Here is a 24455-nt window from a genome sequence, read left to right as displayed (position 1 = left end):
TATATCTGGTAATTTACCTTCACAATCTTACCTTTAAGCCCGAACTAACAAGCCCATGCATCTGGAATTGAATATGAACAAACTACTTTTAACCGTTTCCTGTGTTCTTGCCGCCAGTCAGCTGTATGCACAGCAACCGCTGACTGTTGATAACTACCGCTTCGCTGAAAGCCGGCTTATTTATAATACCTCCCAGCTGATAGACAACCTTCCGGTCGCGCCGGAATGGCTGGAAGATGGCAGGTGCTGGTATCGCACACTGACGGCCCGTGGCGCCGAGTTTATCCTGGTAAATCCGGCTAAAGGAACCCGCACCGCTGCGTTTGATCAGGAAAAACTGGCAGCAGCTGTATCCCGGGCAACGGGCAGAACATATCAGGCCTACGCTTTGCCCTTCCGTACGTTCCGTTTTACAAACGGTAACAAAAGCATTGCGTTCAATATAGCAGGTGAAACCTGGACTTGTGACTTACCGTCTTACCAATGCCAGAAAGCCGCGCAGACACCTGAAACAGGTGCTGCCTATGGCCCCAATGAAGTTGCTTCTCCCGACGGCCGTCTGGCCGCCTTTATAAAAGACAATAACTTATGGGTGCGCGAAGTCTCCGGTGGAGCTGAACGTGCACTGACCACAGATGGCATAAAGGATTTTGGTTACGCCACTGACAATGCCGGTTGGCACAGCAGCGATAAACCCGTATTACGCTGGTCACACGACTCCCGCAAAATTGCCACCTTCAAACAGGACCAACGCGAGGTAAGCGATATGTACCTTGTTACGACCAATATTGGTAAACCGGTGCTGAAGGCCTGGAAATACCCATTGGCAGGCGATCCGGTGATCGCTATGATCCACCGGGTGATCATTGATGTTGATCAGGCGAAAGTAATTCCGATACAGGTACCGGCTGATCCACACCGTGGTACCCTCAGCGATGATATTTCTTCCAGCGGCACTTTTGACGATGTTGACTGGAGTGATGATAACACCGAACTGGCATTCGTATCCACCTCCCGCAATCACAAACAGGAAAAACTGCGTATTGCTAACGCAACTACCGGTGCTGTGCGTGAAGTAATGGAGGAAAACGTAGCTACCCAGTTTGAATCCGGACAGGATGCCATCAACTGGCATTATCTGAAGAAAACAAATGAAATCATCTGGTATAGCGAACGTGATGACTGGGGACACCTGTACCTCTACGACGCAACGACCGGACGTGTAAAGAACCAGATCACCAAAGGACAATGGTTGGTTACCAGCGTACAGCGGGTTGATGAAAAGAACAGGATGATCTACTTCAACGCCTGCGGACTGGATGCGCGTAATCCTTATTTCAGCCATTTCTGTAAAGTGAATTTCGACGGTAGTGGCTTCACAGATCTGACACCTGAAACAGGTAACCACAAACTGAGCTTCTCTTTGGATGAACAGTATTTCGTTGATAGCTATTCTCAGCCAGATGTTCCGCCAACCACCGTTTTACGCAACCTGAAAGGTAAATTACTGGTAAGCCTGGAAAAGACCGATATCACACGCCTGACAGCTACCGGCTGGAAAGCGCCTGAAGCTTTCTCCGTAAAGGCCCACGATGGTAAGACGGATATATATGGTGTGCTGTTCAGACCTACTAATTTCGATAGCAAAAAGAAATATCCTGTTATTGATTATATCTATCCTGGTCCGCAGGGAGGTGGTGTACGTGACTGGTCATTCCTGCCCGCCCGTCTCGATCACCAGGCGCTTGCAGAATTGGGCTTCATTGTAATGGTGCTGGAAGGAACCAGTAATCCACTGCGTAGCAAAAGCTACCATGACATGAACTATGGTAACATGTCAGAGAATACCCTGCCTGATCAGATTACCGGTATTCGTCAACTGGCATCCCGTTACGCCTATATCGACACCAGCCGTGTGGGGATCTGGGGTCATTCGGGAGGTGGTTTCGCTACTGCTGCCGCATTGTTCCGTTATCCTGATTTCTTCAAAGTAGGGATTTCAGAATCCGGCAACCACGAAAATCGTAGCTATGAAGATGATTGGGGTGAGCGTTATAACGGATTAACAGCTGAATCAGATTATGCTAAACAGGCCAATGCACTCTATGCGGGTAACCTGAAAGGGAAATTACTGCTAGCACATGGTATGATGGACGATAATGTGCCTCCCTATAATACTTTGTTAGTGATAGATGCACTGACAAAAGCTAATAAGGACTATGACCTGATCGTATTTCCGCATGCCAGACATGGTTTCGCAGGAGACGGGCCTTATATGATGCGTCGCAGATGGGATTATTTTGTCCGCAATCTGCTGCAGCAGGAACCACCAAAGGAATACCAGCTGGTAAGCAAACAGGATCCAAGAAATTAGCAAATACTGCACTTCATACGGGTGCTATATTGTACTGCTTTAATTAATAAACAAATAAACTATTTATAAACTGGTGCCAAACTACGCGCGCGAGGTTTAACGAATTAGAAAAATAGGTATTTGAAAAGCTCCTGTAATTACAGGAGCTTTTTTAGTTTCAATATAGGCGCATTTTAAGTGCCAAAATTTGGACTGTTGTAAGCTGTCTATGCAAATCAGCACATCCATACTGAGATACTCCGTGTATAAAGCATACAACCAGATAGGCATCGTCCATCTGGTTTTTTTTCTGTAATGCGATCTCCTGATACTATTTGAGGCATAGTTGAAATTCATAAATATTGAGTTGACAACGCTAAAGTAAGGCTTCACGGGAAGTATGACCTTTGACAGGAAGCATAAAACATTTCAGATATGAATAAGCAATTTAAAGTTTTGGTGACCGGAGCGACAGGCAAAAGCGGTGGAAGTGCTGTTGAAGAGTTGCTGAAGTTGGGCTTTCCGGTAAGGGCATTGGTACATAGTCAGGATGAACGTTCGGAGAGACTTGCAGCCCGGGGAGTGGAAATCGTAGTCGGTGATTTATTGAATTTCGACGATATCTCAACCGCAATGAAAGGCATTGATACCGCTTATTTCTGTTTCCCGATATTAACGCCGGGCGTGTTGCCGGCAACGGCTTACTTCGCACAGGCTGCCCGTGAAGCTGGTCTTAAAGGAATCGTTAACATGTCTCAGGTATCGGCCAGACGTGACGCTAAAAGTAATGCCGCGCAGGACCATTGGGTTGGCGAGCGGATATTGGACATGTCGGGTGTACCGGTTACGCACCTGAGACCGACTTTCTTTGATGATTGGTTCCTGTATATCCGAAACGATATCCGCGAGAAGAACACAATCAGGCTACCATTCGGTAAAGGTCGCTGGGCGCCGGTAGACTCAGATGACCTTGGACGCGTTGTGGCAAAGATCCTGGTAGCGCCACAGGCGTATGCAGGTAAAACTATTCATCTCTATGGCCCTGAAGAATATGACGTATTTCAGATGAGTGACATTCTTTCTGAGGTGCTGGGCAGGAAAATTACCTATGACCCGGTGAGTATACAGGAGTTTATTAAAGCAGATGAAGAGAAAGGTGCGCACGCACATTTTACACAGCATGTTACCCATGTCGCTCAGGATTGTCTGGATGGCATCTTTGCCGGCACAAACGATAATGTAGCAGCAATAACCGGCCGGAAGCCAACAACGCTGGCAGAATTTTTTTCCAGGACAAAACCTGCATTTCAATAGTAAATATTGTTAAAACGACTCCGCTTCTGCAGGAGTCGTTTTACAATCACGATAAATGAAGAAAAATGTTGTATTGACTTAACAACATGATCAGACAAATAATATCCGAAAACATATAATTATGAAACAGAAAATTTGGTTTGTAACAGGAGCAAGTAAAGGATTTGGCTTTGAGATCGTAAAAGCGGTATTGGCATCCGGAGATAAAGTGGTGGCTACTGTTCGCGGTAATGCAGCACAATTGGAAGCAGCATTGGGAAATGTCCCTGAGTTGCTGGTTGTGAATATGGATGTGGTAAATGAACAAGAAGTGCGACAGGCTGTTAATAAAGCAATAACCCGGTTTGGAAGATTAGATGTGGTGGTAAATAATGCGGGCTTTGGTATCGTAGCTGCCATTGAAGAAGCTACCGACGAAGAAACGAGAAAACAATATGATACAAATGTATTCGGATTGCTGAATGTGGTACGGGCTGTATTGCCACATCTGCGCAAACAGGGTTCCGGACATATTATTAACTTCTCATCTTTATTCGGATATGGCGCCATACAGGGATTTGCGCTATATGGGTCTACTAAATTTGCAGTAGAAGGTATCTCCGAAGGCCTGGCACTGGAGTTGGCGCCTTTTAATATAAAGGTGACTTCGCTGGCGCCTGGATTGTTCCGTACACAGTTCTTAAGTGCCGGTTCCCATGTCTATGCAACAAATTCCATTGCCGATTATGAGTCAACCGTAGTAGGACAGATGAAAAGTTTGCCGGCTTCCCTGCATGGTAACCAGTCAGGAGATCCGGCTAAGTTGGCAAAGGTAGTTGTTGAACTTGCCGGAGTGGACAATCCACCGGTTCACCTGCCCGTAGGCAAAGACTCCCTGGAGACATATAGGTCCAGCAGAGCAAAAACAAATGAGGAGGTCGAGGCATGGGTAGGAAAGTTCAGTTCTACTGAAGTAGATGGATAAAATACCAGAGAAAAGGCCAGATGTCCTAAATTGTATAAAATATGTCCTTTGGGGCAAATTTTCTGGCCTTTAAATTTGGACAATGGTTAATGAATACAGTAGCGCTAATCATACCAGAACAAAGAAGAAAGTCGTAATCGTAGCCCTTACCGGACAAATGCTCATCGATTTTGCTGGTCCCTCAGACGTATTTACGAATGCGGATAAATACCTGCTTGAGCTGGGAAACAAAGAGGGATATGATATTTCAGTTGTTGCGCCGACGCGCGACCGGAAAATTCGCACGACTACAGGCATGGAAATTCACTTCCAGACCTGTGCGATGGATATTGATACGCTGATAGACACATTGATCGTAGCAGGGGAAGATCATCTGGAACCTATAGCCAGCGATCTGGAGCCATTTTATCAATGGCTGGCAGGAAAGAATGAGCATAATACGCGTCGGATCGCTTCTGTATGTATCGGGGCATTCGCACTGGCAAAAGTTGGATTGCTGGATGGTCGGAAAGCCACTACACATTGGTCAATGCGTGACCAGTTAAAGAAAGAATACCCGCAGATACAAGTCGATCCGGACGCATTTTTTACCCGGGACAGAAATGTTTATTGTTCAGCCGGTGTTTCATCAGGAATCGATCTGGCGCTGTCACTTGTTGAAGAAGATTTCGGACGGGATGTTGCCAACAGGGTTGCCCGACAGCTCGTATTTTACCTGAACAGGCCTGGTTCTCAGGTGCAATTTGGAAATCTGTTGCCTGCTTATGAGGTATCCAACATAGGAAAAAAATTGCAGGACTGGCTCGAGGAACATCTGCATGAACCAATAGATGTAAGCAGAATCGCGGATCATTTTAATATGAGTGTCCGTAACCTGACGCGGGTCGTGCAAAAACAAACGGGTATGCCCCCGGCTAAGTTTATCGAAAAGATGCGGGTAGAAAAAGCCCGTAAATACCTGGAAGATACTGACATTTCCCTGGAGAGAATTGCAGAACATTGTGGACTCGGCAGCCTGGTGTCTATGCGCAGGATGTTCTTAAGACATCTGATGACAACACCGTCTGATTACCGGCGTGTTTTCCGCACTTCATTAAATCGTTATAACCCATACTGATCAGCACCTGATAGGAAAAACGACAACAATATAGACACAACAATATAAAAAGGAATAAGGGCTATGAGATTATTTCGAACACCATTAGAAAGGTTAACGTTGATCGGTTATCTGGAAGGGATTTCCCTGCTCATCTTAACAGGTATTGCGGTCCCTCTGAAATATTGGGGTGGGAATGATGAGTTTGTGAGAGCGATAGGCCCATTTCATGGAGCATTATTTGTATGGTTCATTTTTAGCACATTGAGCCTGGGGATAGAGCGGAGGTGGAAATTCAGAGAAACAACATGGAAAATTGTAATTGCCTGTATCATTCCGTTTGGAACATTTTATGTGAATAAGTACATCTTGCAAAAGATGATAGAGGCAGATCAACACATAGAGAAATAAGCAATAATGCTCATTTTATAAAGCAGACACACATGGCTATTATTTCTCAGTTGCAGGACTTTCCTATGCGGACTCCCGTTACACGGGACTATTTTCAGAATTGGAATATTCGTGTCGTGAACAGTGAGTCGATCGCCTGTGAGAATTATATATCTCCAAACAGGCGGGATTTCTACAAGATTTTATTCATTAAAGAAGGAAGTGGACTGTTTTCCCTTGGCGTGAATAATTATCGTATCAATGGATTAACAATCCTCTTTCTGCATCCGAATGAGATCATCTCCTGGCGCAGCCTCTCTTCTTCACTGGTAGGTCATTACTGCCTCTTTAAGAAACGATATGTAGAGGCACATCCAATGTTGAAATACGCTATGGAAAAGCATAAACTGTTTGCTGACACAAGCAGAAGTGTGATCAGTCTTCAGGAGTCTCCGGCGGAAACGATTAATGATCTGTTTCTGCGGATGCATGAATACGTTAATGTCGGAGGGTCACTGGCAGAAGAAGCATTACAGGCATATCTGCAACTACTGATCGTAGAAAGCGTGAAAACAGCAGAATTTCCCAAACCGGATGGCGTCTCTGAGGATTACAGACATATCCACCATTTCTTTCAGTTACTGGAAATAGAAGCCTCAAATATAAATCAGCAGACCCCGATCAGCATTAAGACGGCAAAGGAATTTGCAGATCGCCTTGCGCTATCCCCTAACTATCTGAATGCTATGTTGAAGAAACATACGGGACAGAATATCAGTACGCATATTAAAAACCGCCTGTTAGAGGAAAGTAAAGCATTGCTATTGCAGACAGATTGGACATTGAATGATATAGGGACATCTATCGGCTTCGCCGAACAGCCTAATTTTACGCAGTTTTTCAAGAAGAATATCGGCATCACACCAAGTGAGTTCAGGAAAAGTTACGCATTCATGGCCTGAGAAGACAGTTAACAACACGTATTGTATTATAAGAAAAGCTGGCTACTCTTCTAATAAGGTCCTGGCAATTTTCTTATTGAGCTGTGCAACTTTCCTGTCTCCTGTCATGTGTGCAACAACCATCGTCCCCAAAATCAAACTCAAAAGTTGTGGCAGCATTGTTTTTGCTTTGGCAGGTTTTACCAGCTCAGTCAGACGGGCACCTATAAAATCGGTGCTCTTTTTAAAATGAGCATCTACTTTCTCACGGAGTTGTTTGGTGTCTTCATCACTGAAGTCATTTAAACCGCGGGTGAACATGCAACCATTGAAGTCTGTTTGAGAGATCCAGTCTTCAAGCGCATCAAAGATGGCAAGGATCTCCGCTTTGGCACCGCCTTTTGCAGCAGCAAGATGTCTTTCCAGATTGTCAAACCGAAAGCCATCCCAGAAATCCAGATATTCGGCAATAAGATCAGACTTAGAAGGGAAATAATTATAGAAGGATCGCTTTGATACGCCACTTTCGGCAATAATACGGTCAATCCCGATCGTGTGTACACCATGCTCGTTAAAAAGAGTAATCGCCGTTTTTAAAATCCGGTCCCGTGGTTTAAGAGACTCAATCTTTTCAACGCGCAGATCCCTGAAATCCGAAGTTGTATTCGTCATAATGATCCTCAGTTAATCAATGTGGCATCTTGCCAATTGAAACCGGCAATTTAAGATTTTATTTTTTAACACTGACGATAGGCACTGTTTCATAAGAATGTAAAAGTAGACAGGTCTGTGTACTTTTTTTTGGTGATGTAGACAGACCTGTGTACTTTTGATATAGTGATTGAATGTTAAAAGAATCATTAAAACAAAGGAGGAAAATAAAATGGGAAAATTTGAAGAATTTCAGTTCAGAACACAACCCTGGTTCGATCAATCGAATTTTCAGGGATTTAATCAGGCTATCCCGATGAAGACCATCGTGATATATTGCTTTGATCCGCGTGCAGCCGAAATACCACAGGCTGTCGCAGCATATTTTGGAGACGAGGTATATCCGGGAGAAAATATCTTCAACGAAGAAGGCGCCCGAGTAGGTCATACCCGTACGCTGTTTACAGTCTCTAATGCAGGCGGACGTGCATTGTCTGCTTTACAGTCGGTCGCTACGATGGAGTACCTCTTTCATGTGCAGAATGTCGTAGTAGTACATCACTCTTTTTGCGGCGCTACAGCTTTTACCCCTGACCAGCTGATGAATGAATTTCATGAGCATCACCATGCTGACCTGACCAGCATCATAGATCATGATAGTATGGCCATCATGGATTATGAGAAGTCGCTGCAACATGATCTTGACATACTGCGTAATAGTCCGGCTGTACCTAAGAACATAAAGCTTTATGGCTTCTTTTATGAGATGAATTCAGGTACACTGACCGAAGTACTGAGAGATATCCCGGTGCAGGAGAAGGCCTGATAAGGTTGTGCAATCTGCCTGCCGCTGATTGCACAACTTTGATAGTTGATATTGTCCTGATCAGGTGTTGAGGGAACACTATAAAAAGTAAAAACTTATGATGCTTAATTTTGAATTGCCGGATACACAGGTCGTCCGGCAGGCGCACGATCTTGTCCGCTCAGCGTCAAATGATATGTTATATAACCACCTGATGCGGTGTTATTATTTCGCTGAGCTCTTCGCCCGTCAGGAGAACTCAAAGGCTGACCGCGAACTTATCTTCCTGTCAACAACTATGCACGACCTGGGCTTTACGGACCTTGGCCGCGGACCGAATCGTTTCGAAATTGAAGGGGCGCACGCTGCACGTCGTTACCTGAAAGGATGGGGTGTACCAGACGACCGTACCTGGAAAGTGTGGACCAATATTGCCGCACACACCTGGGATATTAACTTGTTTAAAGAGGATGAATCCCGGATTTCCCAACTGGGCATACTCTACGATGTTATCGCATTGCCACCGGAACTTAAACTTGATCCACAGGATGTAGCAGAAATAGTGAAGCGCTATCCGCGTCTGGACTTTAAGCGGGGATTTTATGACATGCATAGAGAGGAACTGAATTCCAAAACGCCATACCCGCATCGCTTCCACATGTGTACCTGCATTGCACATGAGCAGGGACATACGCTCGAAATTCCTGATCCGAAAGCATGGCTGAACGGCGCACCGTTTGACGAATAGACAGACATATTCATCATACCCAAAATTTAAATGTATGATCCTGGATATTAAAATACCTGATACGGCTATTGTTCGTCAGGCAGAGGAATTTGCTCGCACTGTTTCCAGCGAAATGCTTTTTAATCATCTTATGCGTTGCTACTATTTTGCAGAACTGCTTGCCCGAAAAGAGAACTCAAAGGCAGATCGGGAGTTGATATTTCTCTCTGCAATATTGCATGATCTGGGTTTTACTGATGCCGGCAGGGGAACAAACCGTTTTGAAATAGAAGGAGCCCACGCAGCCAGAAATTTTCTTCTCGAACGCGGTATATCAGACGAACGTTCATGGAAGGTATGGCACAATATTGCATTGCATGTCGGTGATATCAATCTGTTTAAGGATGAGACAACAAGACTGATGCAGCTCGGCATTCTTTATGATCTGACTGCCCTGCCGCCTGAAATAAGCCTCGATCCGAAAGATCTGGCAGTCGTACTTCAACACTACCCAAGATTAGGATTTAAGCGCGGTTTTCTGGAATTTTTTCAGCATGAGCTGGACAGCAAGCAGCCATATCCACATCGTTTTCACATGTGTACGTGTATAGAACATCATCGTTCGGGAACGCTTAGTATTCCTGTTCCGGAAGATTTCCTGGATGGTGCGCCATTTGATGAGTAAATGCAAAGATAATTCTGATATTAAACCAGGTTGCATGTAAGCATTGATTTGCCTGCAACCTGATTTATGCCGCGTGTCACGAACTGAGTCTGTATAGCCCCTCTTCTTGTTCCGCCCTCATAAATTACAATACCAAAAATTGAATATATATTCTAATTTTCATTAATTTGTCCAGGCGCACAAATGTGTTTATGAATCGAATGTTAGCAAAGTAAATATGGATATTCAGAAAGAAATAAATGCAGTTATTATAGAAAACGGAATAACAACCGGTACCTATGACTTTACCGGGACTAAAAAGTTCTACGATGAGATATATGCAAAGTACCATAATGGAAAAGACGAATATCCTCTCTGGGATAATTTGAATAATTTTAGCGCTGTTTACAATAAAGATGGGTGGCGGCTTATCAGAGATTTTATAGCAGAAAAAAAATGCATCTTATTCCTTGAGAAAGCAGATGCTGAATTTGTTATCGAACTCCCTGACGGTCTGGCTTTAAATACCCTGCTTGAAAATACAGCAGGTTTTGTTTTTTATGTCTCCAACCGGGATCTGAATTTTCTCATTTGTTTTAATGATCACGATGATCTGCTAGGCGCGGGAACAGCAGGTAAGTGGATAGATAACATGAGTATATGACAAACAGCCGAGGCTCTTAACCCCGAAAAAAATGATATGACTATAGAACTCATACCCGTACTTGAAATTGGATATTCAAATCAGGAGGGAGTAAATGTACCCGATAAATACCCATATTGGGAAAATGCTCCACTGTGGAGTGCTTACCGCAAAGAATGTCTGAAAAAGGCAGGCTTTACCGATCAGTTAACGCCTTATTTAGAAGGCGCACCGTTTTATCTGCTGGCTGATATACCAGACGTAGATCTGACCAGGTTGGTCGTAGATCATACACAGGGTTTTGGGAAAGGAGAATATGAAAGGGAACAGTCGTCTCCCTTTTTCGGAGGGTATATATTGCGGGTAAATGGACAGGATAAATATTTTCCGCAATGTTGCGGTGATCTTAGTGACATTCAGTATTGGAAGCGCTTATCGCTTGGGAATAATTCTTCCTGCGAAGGACATCCATCTCCTGGGGTACACATTGAAAATGATAAGATATCCCTGGATTTTACAGTAGATGAGTTTGATGAACGTTTTGAACCAATACCACCAGAGACGATATTGACCATTGAGCGAGTTCCGCTTGGAAAGGCGGTGGAAAATGCAGAAAAACAACTTGTTATCCTGGAGCAACGTCTCCGTTATATTAATACAAAGGAAAACCTGCATATCGATAGGATAGAAGATTTACTGATATGGTATCGCTGAGGAATGTAGACGATGAGAACAACCGGAATACAAAAAGGCGTCCCGCCAATGGCGGACGCCCTAAGACCTAACAACACAAAGCTTAAATATCTAATGTGCTGCTTAATGTTTTCACCTCATTAGAAAGAACACTGTCATAATCCCTGTCACGGGTAGCAAGGTCTTCATAAGACCATATCTCATAATGTTCTTTGCTGAAATAAAACCGTATCTGATAATCTCCGGTTTCGCCGTTACCAGCATTGATATGCGTTACCAGATCAAGGTTAACAATTCTTCCGGATGTCTGTTCAGTGGATGATTTGATAAAGGTTGCCATAGTAATGAATTTAAATGATCAGGCTTTCGCAAGCTATTACTGTAGAGCGTTAGCCGCGCCGCCAATATCATTTATCTTTCAAAGATGATACCAGACAACCTATGCCAGTAATTTACAACGCATCCAGAAATGCCAGATACAACGGTACACTTCGCTCGATCCATTCTTCCGAAGTGTTGAGCTCCAATCCGTAGTAGGCAAATAGTGGCCGGTAATCTGCTTTTACATACTCAAAACTAAGCTCAAACGGACGCGTTAATTCCGCCAGTGTATACTTATACCGTTCCGACTGATTGTACTCATGTTCGTCAACACCCACTGATATTGCCAGTGCGATTTTCTTCCCCGATACTTTATAACCGCTTTTACTCCCATATGCCCAGCCGTAAGTCAACACCTCATCCAGCCATTTCTTAAATAACGGTGGACAATTAAACCAGTAATAAGGGAACTGGAATACGATCTTGTCATGTTGCTCAATCAACCATTGTTCAGCCTGCACTTCCAGTTTTTCATCAGGATACACTGCATATAACTGGTGAACAGTATATTTATCAGGATGCTCATTGAGCGCTTTTACCCATCTTTTGTTAATAACCGAACTTTTGATATTTGGATGTATGACAACTACCAATGTTTTCATCTGATGCTCATTTTTCTGTAGCAATATTAAAGTGCTTAGCCTGAAATTTGTACCTTAACTACCCAATGTGGGGTACTATAAAAAATGTAAGTAAATGTCGAAGATAAAAGAGACGTCCACCAACTTTGCCAATAAACAGGCCCTGGCTGATGAGTGCTCAGAGGTCTATGCCGCAAATATTATCGGCGGACAATGGGCTTTGGTAATTTGTTCCTGGTTAATAAATGGGAAGCTCAGATTCGGCCAACTGAGAAAATTATTGCCAAACATTACTGAACGAATGCTGACACTACAACTTCGGAAACTGGAAGAGAGTAAGATCGTCGCACGCACCGTTTACGCAGGCGTACCTCCCCGCGTAGAATATGAACTGACGCCTATTGGCTACGAGCTGAAACCCATCATCCAGCAACTTGAAAAATGGGGAGACAAGCACAAGAACCTGAAGTGATCACGGAAGTGCAAAAGCCACATACGCATCTCCTGACGTTGTTTTTAGCTTGCCGCCTCCACAGGCTATTACAACATATTGTTTGCCATTGACAGCATAAACAGCCGGTGTCGCAAAACCGGACGCCGGTAACACTGCTTCCCATAACAATTGTCCGTTGCTTTTATTGAAGGCTCTTATCTTGTTATCCCTGGTCGCGGCAATAAATAGCAGTCCTCCAGCTGTAACTACTGGTCCGCCATAATTTTCCGTACCGGTATGTATGCCCTTCGCTTTAAATTCGGGATAATCGCCTAAGGTGTTTTTCCAGACAAATTCTCCGGTATTCAGGTTAATCGCCGTCAACGTGCCCCATGGTGGTTTAACCGCCGGATAGCCTTCTCTGGTGAGAAACTTGTTATAACCGGTGTTGGTATAGGGAAGATGCAGATAGCCATCTGCTGCTTTTTCTTCAGAGATAAACTTTTGCCCCTGTTTGCTTTTTATATTGAGAATAAAAGAGGCAATAGCACCTTTTTCCTGATCTGTCAACTTATTAAAGGCAGGCATCATTCCCCTGCCAGCAGAAATAAGTTGATGGAATGTTTCCTCGCTGTACTTTTTATGCGCTGCCACCAGGGATGGGTAGTTGCCACCGCCCTGTCTTTCTGTACCATGGCATGCCATACAATTAGATTTGTACAGTCTCTTGCCTGCCGCTATATAGTTTTCTTCTTTTCCTGATGCCTCCTTTACTCCGATCATTGTCAGAATCCAGGGCATTTCATTCGCATTGACGTATAGTATTCCCGTCCCCGGATCATACGCAGGACCGCCCCATTCTGCTCCTCCGTCAAAGCCAGGGAAGATGACAGTCCCCTGTTTGGACGGCGGATTAAAAATGTGTCCTGTCTTATAACCTGCAAGCCGTTGTTTCAGCTCCTGATAGGAGGAATCCGGAACCAGATCGTTCAGATCTTCAACTGTCAGCGACTGTCTTACAAAAGGTTTTGGAAAGGTAGGGAAGGGCTGCGTAGGAAACGGCTTTTCTCCTGCCAGTTCGGACGTAGCGGGTACCGGCCGCTCTTCTACAGGATACAGCGGCTTGCCGGAAGCCCTGTCCAGTAAGTAGATGAATCCTGTTTTGGTCGTCTGTGCCAGTACCTTGATTTGTTGCCCGTCCTTCGTAATATTAACCAACACAGGCGCCGCCGGAGGATCCCTGTCCCACAGATCATGATGCACCGTCTGGAAATGCCAGATGCGTTTACCGGTGGCAGCATCAAGCGCCAGGATACAATCCCCGTAGAGATTCGGGCCCGGCCGCTTTCCACCATAAAAGTCGGCCGCAATCGAGCCGGTAGGCACAAATACAGTCCCTGTCTCTTCTTCCAGACTCATACCCGCCCAGCAGTTTGCCCCTCCCAGGTGCTTCCAGGCGTCTTTATCTTCCCAGGTATCATAGCCGGCTTCTCCTGGTTGGGGGATGGTGTGAAATACCCATTTGATCGCTCCTGTATGAACATCGTATGCCCTGATATGACCGGGTGCTGCTGTGGCATCTTCTGCCACGCGGGAGCCAACGATCAACAGATCTTTATAAATAATGCCAGGTGTATTGGATGTGATAAATCGGTCCTTCACATCAAATCCCAATCCGTCATGCAGATCAACCCTGCCCTTGTTGCCAAAGGCAGGAACAGGCTTCCCATCAGCCGCATTCAGACAAATAAGATAAGGCCCCGCAGTATAAAAGACTCTTTTATCATCCTTGCCGTCGCTCCAGTAAGTAAGACCACGGCCGGTATTTGAGAACAATGCCGCCAGGTCTGTACCCGTACTGGTGTCTGCCTGGATACCGGTAACAGGATCGAAGGTCCAGGCTTGTTGCCCGGTCGCGGCATGCAGTGCGAATAATTTCATTTTAGGCGTAGTACCATACAGCATGCCGTCTATAACAACCGGATTGCATTGTATCTGCGTATGGAGGGAGGTATCTGCATCACCGGTACGGTAGGTCCAGGCAACCTGTAACTGCTTTACATTCCCCGTGTCAATCGCCGTAAGTGATGAATAGTGCCGCGCATCTTTTGTGCCGCCATAGACTGTCCAACCTGCATAGGCATCTTTATGACCCTGCCGGCAGGCGTGTAAAATCAATAGCAAAATCAGTAACGTGAATACCTGGTGACCTGAACTTTTCAAATATCTCATACAATATTTTTATATCTGTGGGCGAGCATGCGTTTTTCTTATACGTGACGGACGATTACCATTTGCCACTATGCTATAAAGGGCCTTTTCGGGATAACCGATCATACGTGGATCCGTTTTCATAACTTATGGGCATCTGAATAACAACAGTTTTTTTGCATATCCAGACCGCTTAATACCAGCAACAGCGGTCAACAACACTTTCAGATATACAATATATTAAATGTTTCCTTTACACTCATATTGAGATTCGAAAATTCTTTTATTATCTTACCCTCAAATTGGCATATATACCAACCGGCCTTCTACGCTGAAATTTTACTTTACAATTCAACAGAAAAATGGGAATACGCAGATTTTTATTTTATCTGACACTAATACTTTTATCCCCGTTTGTAATATACGCCCAGAATACCCCTCCTGAATTGGCTGTAAAGCGGGAGACTGAGACTGATGGTGCAGCAGTATTCAGGACCATGAATGCCAGCAGGCGGGATACCAATTACATTAAACTGGCAATAAAAGCAGCTCATATTTACTGGCATCAGCGATCTAAGGAAGGGCGCCTGGATAGCTGTTTTATGATCTCGAATACCGCTTACCAGTTAAGCGCCCAACTGAGATATACTGAAGGGATGAATGAAGCCGGTTATATGCTTTGTAAAATTTATACGGAGAAGCATGATATCCCACGGGCTAAGAAAATGTTTGAAACAGCCTACGGCGAACAACGCGTTCGGTTGATGCTGGCAGTAGGCGAGTATTATGTATTCGAATTCGAAAGAAATAGCCCGGAATTTCTTGAAGCACCCCCATTATTACTCCAGGCAATAAAGATTTGTGAAGAGTATCATTCTGACCGTTGGTGGGACGAATGTTTCATCCTTCAGGGAAAATACTTCTTCAAAAAAGGAGAATTTCTGGCTGGTAAGGAATCATTCATGAAGATTGTCAATAAACACCATCTGGCAAAAAACTATGAGCAGGAAGCAAAAGGATGGTCCAGGCTAGGTAACAACATGCCGGAGAATGACAGCACATTCGAAGACATTATACACAGCTTCGAAATGGCTGTGCATAGTTATTATCTGGCAGATAATCTGAAAGAAGCCGCCTATAGCTTGCGGGATCTTGGTATTGCAAACGGCAACCATAACCGGGTAGATTCCTCCGAAAAACAATTGCTCAGAGTTGTTTCAATACTGAAATCCATAGGAGAGAAGATTACACCAACTACATACTATACTATTGGTGATTTTTATCGGTTTACGGGACAGTATGATAAAGCGTTGTATTACATACTCGAATCTTTGAAAGTTACTAAAGAAGATGATATCGTAACCCGGACAAATATCAACTTCGTATTGGGAATGCTATATTTTAGAATTCAGGACTATCCTAATAGCCTGAAACATTATAAGATGTGTTTTGAAAGTCCGGAATTTAGGAATAATACCATGAAATTACATGTGGCAAATGAAATTGCCTACGTAATGGCTGCAAGTGGTGATCATCGAAAGGGATTGGCCTTCCTGGATGATTATATAAAAACACATCCATCGACATCAGTAAGTGACAGGCAGGAAAACGCAGGTACCTACGGACAGATATATGCAATGATGGGCAACTATGCAAAAGCCGAGAAGTTTTATCTCGAAATGCTAAGTTTGGATAAAGCGGCAGCAGAGGAAAACGGAAGGGAGATCAATGTAAGCCATTACAGAATAACAGGCAGTGGTGCAAATTTCCTGATGGGTAAATTTTACGCAGAACGCGGAAAATATAGTGAAGCTAACCAATATCTGAATAAATCATTGCAGAATCCACAGTTCCTCGATGCAAGCCAGGAACTGGAAACTTATCAATTGCTGTTTAAAACAGATTCAGCACTGGGCAATTATCTGTCAGCCATCAAAAACTTTGAGCGCCATAGAAATATGTACGATTCGATCAATAGCGTACATAAATCGAGAGAGATAAATGACCTCAACCTCAAATATCAGACAGAACAACGCTTAAAAGACATAGAGATACTCCGTAACAAAGAAACAAAGAGCATAGCAGCGTTACAGCGGGCAGATACGATCAGGAATCTTATCATTGCCGGCGCACTCGTACTGTTATTACTTGCTGTCATGGCCTACTACGGTTATCGTAATAAGCAACGCAGTAACCTCATACTACAATCACAGGGAGAAGAGATCGACAGGCAGAATAAAACACTCCAGACACTCCTGTCCCAGAAAGACCAGTTCCTGAAAGAGAAAGAATGGTTGCTCAAAGAGATCCATCACCGTGTAAAAAACAACCTGCAGATCATCATGAGTCTCCTGAACTCTCAGTCAGCACACCTGAGAAACTCAGACGCCATTGAAGCGATCATGGTAAGTGGCAACCGGGTAAGGTCAATCGCATTGATCCATCAAAAGCTCTATAGCGGGGATAATCTCTCCAGTATCAACATGCCTGAATATGTGGCGGATCTGCTAAGATATATGATGGATGGATTCGATACTGCTGAAAGAAAGGTCAGATTTATACAAAGGATAGAAGGAATTAATATTGACGTGGCCCAGGCTGTTCCTGTCGGATTAATATTAAACGAAGCCATCACAAATGCCATTAAATACGCATTTGATGAAAGCGGGGGAGAGATAACCGTTGCTTTCCGTAGTCATACAGCCGCGGATACTGTTGTTATGTCGATTAGCGATAATGGTAAAGGCTTACCAGCTGATTTTGATTTCCGCCAATCAGGCTCGTTGGGAATGGAGATGATGCAGGGACTGGCCAGACAACTCAGAGGTCAATTCAATATTGACAGTAACGGAGGGACAACCATCAGCGTCGAATTCAGACTCTTTTCGGCAGTGGAAAATGCATTGTCTACGATGAAAGAGCGGAATTTATAATCATCAGCTGAACAGGTAACCATCATCAGGCACGTTCCTCAGATTCCCGTCTCATACTCATCTTTATTTTCTGCCGGTGCTCCTTGCCCCAGGCACTTAATTCACGCAATACATTTTTCAATGTCAGACTATGCGTCGTCGCCTCATAAATAATCGTCGCGGGTGTGCCGGCATATACCTTGCGCGTAATAAATTCATTCAGCTCCAGGTCTTTCAGTTCTTTCGCCAGGATCTTGGGAGATATACCGTTCAGTTCATGCTGAATTTCATTGAATCGCTTAGAGGATTGCACCAGGCTCAGGATCAGCGGTAATTTCCACTTACCCCCAAGTACATACAATGCATCCACCACATAGTTAAGCGAACTATCGCATTCCTGCTTATTAGGAATCGTCTCTCTGTTATCGACCATGATTGCCATACCTAAAGTTACGCACTTTCCTGAAAGTGAGCGCTTTCCTTTAGGTAAGTACGATCCTTTCAACCCCTGCCGCAAGTACCTTTGCTGACAGTAATAGCAGGAGCGGGTAAAGCCGGCGCCGGGTCTCCCGCTATGTAATGCTAATTAATAATAATCAAGGTTTTATGAAACGTATTCTTCATCTGATTTCGAGTATTCAGGGTAATGAATCTTATAGCTATAAACTTAGCAAGGCGATCGTAAATAAGGTCATCGAAAAGTACCCCGGCAGTACTGTCGAAGATGTCAACCTGAACGATCTGGAGATGCCCCACCTGACACCATTGATCCTTCAGTCAATGTTTACACCAGTTGATCAGTTAACCGCTGAAGCAAAGGCGTCAATCCGCTATTCGGATGAGGCGGTGAAACAATTAATGGCAGCTGACATTCTTGTCATCGGAGCCCCGCTGTATAATTTAACGATTCCTTCCACCTTAAAAGTCTGGGGAGATCATATCACAAGGGCAGGTGTTACCTTCGGATATAGCGAAAATGGGCCTGTAGGACTGGTCAAAGGCAAAAAGGTATATATAGCGATGTCATCAGGTGGTGTCTATTCCGAGGGGCCTGCTAAAGCAAATGATTTTGTCGCACCTTATCTGAAAAGCTTCCTGGGACTTTTAGGTATGACTGACGTCACCGTCTTCCGGGTAGAAGGGGTTAAAGTGGCGGGTGTTAAAGAACACGCCCTGGAAAAAGGTCTTGCGAGCATACAGATCGACTAATAAGCAATGTATAAACGTGTAAAAGAATACCTTCCAGATAGCCTGGAAGGTATTCTTTTTATAATGAACTTAAGGATGCTTAAATTTCGTGATAATCATATCCGGAATACACCCTTACCATCTTTGACCACAGGCCGTTTTCCAGCCGCCGGTTATTGCCATTCAATCAAACGCGTATAGCCCATATTGTTGTCTTTCAGGATGATAAGTACTCCTTCCCAGACATTATTAAAATTGTTTTTCCTGGAACAATATTGATTATTATTATATATTTGAGCCATTAAATTTAATCCTATATACCATGAAGAAATTGTTCGGCTATTTCCTGCTTGCAGGTGCATTGTTCGTTAGCAGCCAGGTAAAATCCCAGGACCTCGTAAAAGGTAACTTATCCTTCCTTAAAGGAGCAACAGGCGTAAACGTTGTATTTAACTATGATAACGTAACAGTCGGTAAAGAAGGTAAAGAAGAAAATTACCTCAAAAGAAAAAGGGACGAAAAAAACAACAAAGAAGCAGGGTCTGGCGATACCTGGGTTGAAAACTGGAATGCAGATAAAGAAAAGAGCTACAAACCAAGATTCATCAAACTGTTATCTAAGTACACAGAATGGCAGCTGTCTGAAGAGACCAAAGAGAGATATACTATGGTCGTTCATACAACTTTTATCGAGCCAGGTTACAACGTAGGTGTTTCCTCCGGTGCTGCAAAGATCAACCTGGAGATCAGCATTTATGATGCTTCCAATATGAACAAAGTACTGTGCAAAATCACTATGGAAGATGTAAAAGGTGGTAAAGGCCAGTTTGATACTGCCAGCAGAGTAGGTGAAGCTTACGCAAAAGCAGGTAAAGAATTGGGCAAATTCATTGAGAAAAATGCCAAAAAATAGTCTGGTGTGATTATTTTACCAGATGTATAACGGAAAAGAGGCTGTTTACCAGATGGTGAACAGCCTCTTTTCTTTTATTAGAAGTTAAACAGACAACCTACTGCGAAGATATCCGGATTGTAGTCACCGATTCCTTTCATATAGGAGGTCTTAATTTCCAGGTTGTGTGTTTTTCTGCGTCCCAGTCCTATACGCATACCTGCGTTAGCTACCGGCCCGGTGGTAGTTCTTGTCTCTGAATCTGTATAAGAACCATAATCATCAAAGGCAATATAGTCAGTAGTCCCTGTATGGAGCGCGTAACCGCCACCTGCAAAGAAACCAAACTTTTGCTTGTTTCCTTTGAAAGAACCAGCCCCAAAGTTGAAATTAACGATCAACGGTACATTGATCATATATCCCAGTGAATTATCTTCATAATAACCATCATAGGAATTATAGGTCGCGCTGTAAGAGCCGGAAAAACCAACGCTTAAGGGAATACCAACAGACAATGATGCATTTTCCATTTCCACGAAATTATAACGGGGAGAATAGGTAAACGCAAAAGAACCACGCGCATCGGTGGTTTTGGAATCCGCTACAAATATGCCTACGCCAATGCCATGGGAAAAATGCTGGGCAAAGATCGGCTTAAGCCCAGCCAGGAAAATGGATGCTAACAGTAAACTTTTTTTCATTCAGTAAAGGGTGTTAATGCTGATTGTGTGATATTTATTGGGGCGCAATATACATTATAATATTTAACATGTATTGTCCGGACACACAAATAGCAATATAACTCGCAGATCTTCCTACATGGTTCCCCTGTTAAATCCAACCGTGTCCCTGTACAGCTGTGGCGATATATCCGTCTTTCCTTTAAACACCCTGCTAAAGTAGAACTCGTCTTCATAACCAAGCTCATATGCGATCTCTTTGATGGTTTTGTCGGTCAGATATAACTCCCGCTTCGCTTCAATGATGATCCGCTCGGTGATGAGGTCAGAAAGCGTTTTGTTGAAGTGGTTCTTTGCGATTCGTGCAAGTGAAGTGGGCGTCACATGTAGCAGACTGGCATAATCGCTTGCAGCGTGTTTGATCCTGAAATTATCTTCGATGGCATTTTTCAGATTCTGTACCACTAACAGCTGCTTGCCGTTCATTTTCTCCGTATCCTGAATGGATTGCTGATCAAGTTTTATCCGTGTGGCCATCACTAACAGTAGCTTCAGATAGGAGATAAGGGCCTCATCTTTCCTGAACGAATCTGCTTTTAATTCATCCGCGATGCCCTGAATAAGGTGGAACATGGTTGCTCTGCAGCTTTCATTGACACATACAAATGGTTGCTCATACACATTGTTAAAGAGAAGACCATTGTTCGCGATCTCCTGATGATGCCGGTAAATGCAAAAGAAGTCATGATGAAACTGAATAGCGATTCCCCTCAGACATCCCTTTGACATCAGCATAAATGGCTGATAAGGATAGAAAGCAAATAATGTATCTTCTTTAAATGAGTAATCACAAAAATCAACTTTAGCTACGCCTTCTCCACCGGTAATGAATATAAGTGTGAAATAATTGTTTCGCTGAATGTGATCAAAATAGCTATTGTTATCAAACTCAAATAACTTGAACGCCAGATTTCCGTTCTGTTGATTGATAAGCGTATATACGGATTGGGAGAGCATGATATTGATGATTTATTAGCTGTTCTTAAATGCTGCTGTTTGTCGTCGTTTTGCGTGGATAATATATTGAACTCTGAGCCTGGTCTGCCTGTTAAAGATACGAAGTGAAAAACTGTCCCCTGGTTTAACCAGAGGACAGTAGGCAAGCCTGATTAGAAAACTAAAATATTGTAACCTTCGTTTCTCAGATTCAGGAAACTTGGTAAACCTGGAGTGCCTGGCACTTCGTTATCGTTCAACAGGTCATAACCTGATACTTCTGTGCCGAACACGGTAACGCAACCTTTAGAAAGACCATGCACATAATCTCTTACCTGCAGGTAAAGTCCGTTTACCGGATGGTCTGCTTTCTCCAGTTGTTCAGGCCATCTGATACCAGCACCCTGAAAAATGATCTTTACATCTTCGCCTGCATGTTTGAATTCATATGCGGATGCCAGTGCATTGAATACACGTCCAAGAGCTTCTTCTGAACCAGCTTTGGGATCAGAGAGGATGATTACTGCTGTTTTGTTCATATCTGTTGATTTATACCACAAAGATCGCTGCGTATACGTTCGTGATGAATGGATGTTTTCGACTATTTAATGGACAACTTTGTATACGCATATCCACCAATTCCTGTACTATTGCCAGCCGCCGCCAGGCGAGCTGTAAAGTGCTGCGATAGGGGTAATAATAAAAAAGGCCTGCAATCAGCATTGCAAGCCTTTATCACGCAACAGCGCGTATAATATTAGTATGTCCTGTTTACTCGAAGCCAGTTAAAAATAAAGCCAGTCCTACGCGCTGTTGACAGTGATCAGAGGGAACCTGGCGTCACGAAAGTCTGCCATCCCCTTAATGAATCGATAAATCGTTCGCTCAGTCCACCCTTGCGCAGATACCCGGCTGGTACTGGTAGCTTCGGGCTATCATACATTGGATTAGCCATCACCTGAAGCGGAAAGTCTCGCTGAAGAATACCCGCCCGCGCAATCAGCACAAAATCGCAACCTTCATCCAGCAGTTCTCCCGCACGTTTTGCGCTGTAGATTTTTCCCGCTGCCCCCAGACGCACACCCTTTCTGGGCAATTCGGTAAAGACGCTCAGCATGGTCTTTCCTTTATATTTTCCCTCCCGGACAACCTGTGCAGAGTCCCACAAAGCCAGATCCAGATAGTCGATCAGCTCATGATCGAAGATCTCCGCGGTAATTTCCCGCAACTCCTCCATCCGCAATCCATAGCGCTCGATGGACAGTCGCCAGCCGATCTGAAAGTCAGGCCCGCAGGTCCGGCGAATGCCTTCGATGACTTCTATCGTGAACCGTGCGCGGTTTTCCAGACTACCCCCATATTTGTCCTTCCGGTTATTCAAATCCGGAGACATAAATTCCGACAGTATCCAGCCGAATGCACCATGTACAGAAATGCCATCAAATCCTGCAATTTGCGCTCTCTTTGCCGCAGTAATGAAACTGTCCCGGATGCGCTGCACTTCTTCAGTTGTGATGGCGTTAATGCCCGGTAATGTATCACCTGATGCCGGTGAGGGAATTCCTCCCAATTTCGGGTCTGCACGATGTCCGGCGTGATGTAACTGTACAGCAGATAATCCGCCTCCTGCACGGATGGCGGTAGCCATCCTGGTAAGACCTGGCAGGTGCGCATCGCTGTGAATACCCAACTGGCGTTCAAATGCGATGCCTCCTGCTTCTACTGTAGCGGCACAGGTTTGGATCAATGCGTAGCCGCTTTGTGCAAGCTGTTCGATCCATAGTTGATCAAATTCCGATGCGCTGCCATCATGTTCACTTTGCTGGTTGGTAAGCGGCGCCATCATGAAACGATTTCTCATAGCCGGACCATGCAATAGCGGGAGCGGTTTAAAAAGATCTGAAACCGACATGCTTAATTAAAGTTTATTGATAAATAATTTTCATTCCTGGTGCTTAGCATCCGCAGAAATCACCTGAACACGATTGACCAGCACCTGACTGCACCATGCTTAATACGCTTAGCTGCTGATCAACTAATGGTTTTAGCGCATCATAATGCTGGTATCCACGGGAGATCACCTTAACGGCTCCGTTGTCTATTGTAAGGAGTGTGGGAAAGCCCTGGACACCCATCTGGCGGCTAAACTCGAAACCCTGCAATGTCTTTCTCTTCATTTCATCTGAATGAAAACGCGCCAGGAAAGTTTGCTTATCTATGCCAATTGCTTCAGCCAGCTTAGCCAATACTTCATCATTTGTGATGTCCTTACCCTCCACATAAAATGATTGTTGTAAAAGGCTCAGATATTCAAAGTCTTTTTCCGGTGATAAGCTTTGTACCACTGTCAACGCCCGGCTGGACGGTTCTGTATCATACCGGAAGCTCTCAGACACAAACTTCATCGCATGATCAAACGGTTGTCCGCTTCGCAGGTTTACATTCCGCCAATGATACTCCAGGAACTTTCTATACTCATCTGTTACCACCTGATCACTAAACGGTGCAAATCCACCAGATATAATTTGCAGGTCAATAGCAGGATGGTCTTCTTTCAATTTCTTCATGGTGGTGCTGAAGCCATAGCACCAGGAACACATCGGATCTGTGAAATAAAGCATCTTCATAATTCCATATTTTGAATATTGTAAAATCTCATCTGTATCACTCAGGTCGCGCTTTGTATGCTTCAGCCTGTAAATGATTATTTCAATGCAAAGATGCTTTGGTATTCAGTCCTGGAACATGGAGGATTTTTATATTATAATGGATGTTTTTTAATCTTTAATGTGAAAGGAGCCCAGATAGACTTGCGTGGGAAGGGGAGACCCGAGTACAAAAAAGAAAGCGCGATGTAAGTCGCGCTTTCTTGTAAACTTCATTATATAAGGTCTTAAACCATTTTTGTCAATAATGTTATCCCGTTTTTTAGGAACTGAA

General features: G+C 44.0%; 25 protein-coding genes. 15 read left to right on the top strand and 10 right to left on the bottom strand.

Features of this window, described 5'->3' with window-relative positions; translation table 11 throughout:
- Positions 1 to 73: 73 nt before the first annotated feature.
- The 6 genes from BMZ72_RS08890 to BMZ72_RS08865 all read left to right on the top strand — a co-directional run bounded on the left by BMZ72_RS08890 (position 74) and on the right by BMZ72_RS08865 (position 7079).
- Positions 74 to 2374, top strand: coding sequence for a S9 family peptidase (locus BMZ72_RS08890; protein ID WP_255373154.1), 2301 nt, complete (start codon positions 74 to 76; stop codon positions 2372 to 2374).
- Positions 2375 to 2788: 414 nt separating this feature from the next.
- Positions 2789 to 3667 carry an NmrA family NAD(P)-binding protein gene (locus tag BMZ72_RS08885; protein WP_089807397.1) on the top strand — a complete coding sequence of 293 codons (879 nt, stop codon included), beginning with the start codon at positions 2789 to 2791 and terminating at the stop codon, positions 3665 to 3667.
- A 121-nt stretch (positions 3668 to 3788) separates the two neighbouring features.
- Positions 3789 to 4631: an SDR family NAD(P)-dependent oxidoreductase gene (locus BMZ72_RS08880; protein ID WP_089807395.1), complete on the top strand. Its 843-nt coding sequence runs from the start codon at positions 3789 to 3791 to the stop codon at positions 4629 to 4631.
- Between the two features lie 82 nt (positions 4632 to 4713).
- Entirely contained in the window at positions 4714 to 5748 is a 1035-nt protein-coding gene (locus tag BMZ72_RS08875; protein ID WP_089807393.1) for a GlxA family transcriptional regulator, read from the top strand.
- A gap of 63 nt (positions 5749 to 5811) precedes the next feature.
- Positions 5812 to 6138 carry a DUF3817 domain-containing protein gene (locus BMZ72_RS08870; RefSeq protein WP_089807391.1) on the top strand — a complete coding sequence of 109 codons (327 nt, stop codon included), beginning with the start codon at positions 5812 to 5814 and terminating at the stop codon, positions 6136 to 6138.
- Between the two features lie 32 nt (positions 6139 to 6170).
- Positions 6171 to 7079: an AraC family transcriptional regulator gene (locus tag BMZ72_RS08865; protein ID WP_089807389.1), complete on the top strand. Its 909-nt coding sequence runs from the start codon at positions 6171 to 6173 to the stop codon at positions 7077 to 7079.
- A gap of 42 nt (positions 7080 to 7121) precedes the next feature.
- Here BMZ72_RS08865 and BMZ72_RS08860 read toward each other — a convergent pair whose 3' ends face one another.
- The gene (locus BMZ72_RS08860; RefSeq protein WP_089807388.1) at positions 7122 to 7730 is read right to left on the bottom strand and encodes a TetR/AcrR family transcriptional regulator; all 609 of its coding nucleotides are present in this window, start codon (positions 7728 to 7730) and stop codon (positions 7122 to 7124) included.
- 211 nt (positions 7731 to 7941) lie between these two features.
- Between BMZ72_RS08860 and BMZ72_RS08855 the strand changes: the two genes are divergently transcribed.
- The 5 genes from BMZ72_RS08855 to BMZ72_RS08835 all read left to right on the top strand — a co-directional run bounded on the left by BMZ72_RS08855 (position 7942) and on the right by BMZ72_RS08835 (position 11262).
- Positions 7942 to 8535 carry a carbonic anhydrase gene (locus BMZ72_RS08855; RefSeq protein ID WP_089807386.1) on the top strand — a complete coding sequence of 198 codons (594 nt, stop codon included), beginning with the start codon at positions 7942 to 7944 and terminating at the stop codon, positions 8533 to 8535.
- A 97-nt stretch (positions 8536 to 8632) separates the two neighbouring features.
- On the top strand, positions 8633 to 9262 hold the full coding sequence (locus BMZ72_RS08850) for an HD domain-containing protein (protein ID WP_089807384.1): 630 nt from the start codon (positions 8633 to 8635) through the stop codon (positions 9260 to 9262).
- 34 nt (positions 9263 to 9296) lie between these two features.
- Positions 9297 to 9926: an HD domain-containing protein gene (locus BMZ72_RS08845; RefSeq protein WP_089807382.1), complete on the top strand. Its 630-nt coding sequence runs from the start codon at positions 9297 to 9299 to the stop codon at positions 9924 to 9926.
- Between the two features lie 217 nt (positions 9927 to 10143).
- Positions 10144 to 10569, top strand: a complete 426-nt coding sequence (locus tag BMZ72_RS08840; RefSeq protein ID WP_089807381.1) for a hypothetical protein — start codon at positions 10144 to 10146, stop codon at positions 10567 to 10569.
- Positions 10570 to 10605: 36 nt separating this feature from the next.
- On the top strand, positions 10606 to 11262 hold the full coding sequence (locus BMZ72_RS08835) for a hypothetical protein (protein WP_089807379.1): 657 nt from the start codon (positions 10606 to 10608) through the stop codon (positions 11260 to 11262).
- Between the two features lie 82 nt (positions 11263 to 11344).
- Here BMZ72_RS08835 and BMZ72_RS08830 read toward each other — a convergent pair whose 3' ends face one another.
- Both BMZ72_RS08830 and BMZ72_RS08825 read right to left on the bottom strand, forming a co-directional pair.
- Positions 11345 to 11581, bottom strand: coding sequence for a hypothetical protein (locus BMZ72_RS08830; protein WP_089807377.1), 237 nt, complete (start codon positions 11579 to 11581; stop codon positions 11345 to 11347).
- A gap of 112 nt (positions 11582 to 11693) precedes the next feature.
- On the bottom strand, positions 11694 to 12224 hold the full coding sequence (locus BMZ72_RS08825; protein WP_089807375.1) for an NAD(P)H-dependent oxidoreductase: 531 nt from the start codon (positions 12222 to 12224) through the stop codon (positions 11694 to 11696).
- A gap of 94 nt (positions 12225 to 12318) precedes the next feature.
- On the opposite strand from BMZ72_RS08825, the gene BMZ72_RS08820 reads away from it, so the two are divergent.
- A complete protein-coding gene (locus tag BMZ72_RS08820) occupies positions 12319 to 12675 on the top strand; it encodes a winged helix-turn-helix transcriptional regulator (protein ID WP_089807373.1) in 357 nt (118 codons plus the stop codon).
- Here the strand turns inward: BMZ72_RS08820 and BMZ72_RS08815 are convergent, their stop codons facing one another.
- The gene (locus tag BMZ72_RS08815; protein WP_089807371.1) at positions 12676 to 14868 is read right to left on the bottom strand and encodes an outer membrane protein assembly factor BamB family protein; all 2193 of its coding nucleotides are present in this window, start codon (positions 14866 to 14868) and stop codon (positions 12676 to 12678) included.
- 425 nt (positions 14869 to 15293) lie between these two features.
- Here BMZ72_RS08815 and BMZ72_RS08810 point away from each other — a divergent pair, with 425 nt between their 5' ends.
- On the top strand, positions 15294 to 17780 hold the full coding sequence (locus BMZ72_RS08810; RefSeq protein ID WP_218155220.1) for a tetratricopeptide repeat-containing sensor histidine kinase: 2487 nt from the start codon (positions 15294 to 15296) through the stop codon (positions 17778 to 17780).
- A 25-nt stretch (positions 17781 to 17805) separates the two neighbouring features.
- Here the strand turns inward: BMZ72_RS08810 and BMZ72_RS08805 are convergent, their stop codons facing one another.
- Positions 17806 to 18201, bottom strand: a complete 396-nt coding sequence (locus BMZ72_RS08805; protein WP_089807367.1) for a winged helix-turn-helix transcriptional regulator — start codon at positions 18199 to 18201, stop codon at positions 17806 to 17808.
- Positions 18202 to 18365: 164 nt separating this feature from the next.
- Between BMZ72_RS08805 and BMZ72_RS08800 the strand changes: the two genes are divergently transcribed.
- Positions 18366 to 18968 carry an FMN-dependent NADH-azoreductase gene (locus BMZ72_RS08800; protein ID WP_089807366.1) on the top strand — a complete coding sequence of 201 codons (603 nt, stop codon included), beginning with the start codon at positions 18366 to 18368 and terminating at the stop codon, positions 18966 to 18968.
- 301 nt (positions 18969 to 19269) lie between these two features.
- Complete coding sequence (locus BMZ72_RS08795; RefSeq protein WP_089807364.1) at positions 19270 to 19860, top strand: hypothetical protein; 591 nt, start codon at positions 19270 to 19272, stop codon at positions 19858 to 19860.
- 77 nt (positions 19861 to 19937) lie between these two features.
- Here the strand turns inward: BMZ72_RS08795 and BMZ72_RS08790 are convergent, their stop codons facing one another.
- From BMZ72_RS08790 to BMZ72_RS08770, 5 genes are all read right to left on the bottom strand, one after another.
- Positions 19938 to 20540, bottom strand: a complete 603-nt coding sequence (locus BMZ72_RS08790) for a hypothetical protein (protein WP_089807362.1) — start codon at positions 20538 to 20540, stop codon at positions 19938 to 19940.
- 114 nt (positions 20541 to 20654) lie between these two features.
- On the bottom strand, positions 20655 to 21536 hold the full coding sequence (locus BMZ72_RS08785) for a helix-turn-helix domain-containing protein (protein ID WP_089807360.1): 882 nt from the start codon (positions 21534 to 21536) through the stop codon (positions 20655 to 20657).
- 152 nt (positions 21537 to 21688) lie between these two features.
- Positions 21689 to 22054, bottom strand: coding sequence for a DsrE family protein (locus BMZ72_RS08780; protein WP_089807358.1), 366 nt, complete (start codon positions 22052 to 22054; stop codon positions 21689 to 21691).
- Between the two features lie 284 nt (positions 22055 to 22338).
- Entirely contained in the window at positions 22339 to 23427 is a 1089-nt protein-coding gene (locus BMZ72_RS08775; protein WP_089807356.1) for an NADH:flavin oxidoreductase, read from the bottom strand.
- Positions 23428 to 23470: 43 nt separating this feature from the next.
- Positions 23471 to 24142 carry a DsbA family protein gene (locus BMZ72_RS08770; protein WP_089807353.1) on the bottom strand — a complete coding sequence of 224 codons (672 nt, stop codon included), beginning with the start codon at positions 24140 to 24142 and terminating at the stop codon, positions 23471 to 23473.
- Positions 24143 to 24455: the final 313 nt, after the last annotated feature.

Source organism: Chitinophaga sp. YR627 (assembly GCF_900114995.1).
Classification (GTDB): domain Bacteria; phylum Bacteroidota; class Bacteroidia; order Chitinophagales; family Chitinophagaceae; genus Chitinophaga.
This window is presented reverse-complemented; position numbering and strand designations above follow the sequence as displayed.

What these genes read in the sequence shown, in the direction of transcription:
- BMZ72_RS08890 (WP_255373154.1), top strand. Translation starts at nt 74, where the DNA reads ATGAACAAACTACTTTTAACCGTTTCCTGTGTTCTTGCCGCCAGTCAG.
- BMZ72_RS08885 (WP_089807397.1), top strand. Translation starts at nt 2,789, where the DNA reads ATGAATAAGCAATTTAAAGTTTTGGTGACCGGAGCGACAGGCAAAAGC.
- BMZ72_RS08880 (WP_089807395.1), top strand. Translation starts at nt 3,789, where the DNA reads ATGAAACAGAAAATTTGGTTTGTAACAGGAGCAAGTAAAGGATTTGGC.
- BMZ72_RS08875 (WP_089807393.1), top strand. Translation starts at nt 4,714, where the DNA reads ATGGTTAATGAATACAGTAGCGCTAATCATACCAGAACAAAGAAGAAA.
- BMZ72_RS08870 (WP_089807391.1), top strand. Translation starts at nt 5,812, where the DNA reads ATGAGATTATTTCGAACACCATTAGAAAGGTTAACGTTGATCGGTTAT.
- BMZ72_RS08865 (WP_089807389.1), top strand. Translation starts at nt 6,171, where the DNA reads ATGGCTATTATTTCTCAGTTGCAGGACTTTCCTATGCGGACTCCCGTT.
- BMZ72_RS08860 (WP_089807388.1), bottom strand. Translation starts at nt 7,730, where the DNA reads ATGACGAATACAACTTCGGATTTCAGGGATCTGCGCGTTGAAAAGATT.
- BMZ72_RS08855 (WP_089807386.1), top strand. Translation starts at nt 7,942, where the DNA reads ATGGGAAAATTTGAAGAATTTCAGTTCAGAACACAACCCTGGTTCGAT.
- BMZ72_RS08850 (WP_089807384.1), top strand. Translation starts at nt 8,633, where the DNA reads ATGATGCTTAATTTTGAATTGCCGGATACACAGGTCGTCCGGCAGGCG.
- BMZ72_RS08845 (WP_089807382.1), top strand. Translation starts at nt 9,297, where the DNA reads ATGATCCTGGATATTAAAATACCTGATACGGCTATTGTTCGTCAGGCA.
- BMZ72_RS08840 (WP_089807381.1), top strand. Translation starts at nt 10,144, where the DNA reads ATGGATATTCAGAAAGAAATAAATGCAGTTATTATAGAAAACGGAATA.
- BMZ72_RS08835 (WP_089807379.1), top strand. Translation starts at nt 10,606, where the DNA reads ATGACTATAGAACTCATACCCGTACTTGAAATTGGATATTCAAATCAG.
- BMZ72_RS08830 (WP_089807377.1), bottom strand. Translation starts at nt 11,581, where the DNA reads ATGGCAACCTTTATCAAATCATCCACTGAACAGACATCCGGAAGAATT.
- BMZ72_RS08825 (WP_089807375.1), bottom strand. Translation starts at nt 12,224, where the DNA reads ATGAAAACATTGGTAGTTGTCATACATCCAAATATCAAAAGTTCGGTT.
- BMZ72_RS08820 (WP_089807373.1), top strand. Translation starts at nt 12,319, where the DNA reads ATGTCGAAGATAAAAGAGACGTCCACCAACTTTGCCAATAAACAGGCC.
- BMZ72_RS08815 (WP_089807371.1), bottom strand. Translation starts at nt 14,868, where the DNA reads ATGAGATATTTGAAAAGTTCAGGTCACCAGGTATTCACGTTACTGATT.
- BMZ72_RS08805 (WP_089807367.1), bottom strand. Translation starts at nt 18,201, where the DNA reads ATGGCAATCATGGTCGATAACAGAGAGACGATTCCTAATAAGCAGGAA.
- BMZ72_RS08800 (WP_089807366.1), top strand. Translation starts at nt 18,366, where the DNA reads ATGAAACGTATTCTTCATCTGATTTCGAGTATTCAGGGTAATGAATCT.
- BMZ72_RS08795 (WP_089807364.1), top strand. Translation starts at nt 19,270, where the DNA reads ATGAAGAAATTGTTCGGCTATTTCCTGCTTGCAGGTGCATTGTTCGTT.
- BMZ72_RS08790 (WP_089807362.1), bottom strand. Translation starts at nt 20,540, where the DNA reads ATGAAAAAAAGTTTACTGTTAGCATCCATTTTCCTGGCTGGGCTTAAG.
- BMZ72_RS08785 (WP_089807360.1), bottom strand. Translation starts at nt 21,536, where the DNA reads ATGCTCTCCCAATCCGTATATACGCTTATCAATCAACAGAACGGAAAT.
- BMZ72_RS08780 (WP_089807358.1), bottom strand. Translation starts at nt 22,054, where the DNA reads ATGAACAAAACAGCAGTAATCATCCTCTCTGATCCCAAAGCTGGTTCA.
- BMZ72_RS08775 (WP_089807356.1), bottom strand. Translation starts at nt 23,427, where the DNA reads ATGTCGGTTTCAGATCTTTTTAAACCGCTCCCGCTATTGCATGGTCCG.
- BMZ72_RS08770 (WP_089807353.1), bottom strand. Translation starts at nt 24,142, where the DNA reads ATGAAGATGCTTTATTTCACAGATCCGATGTGTTCCTGGTGCTATGGC.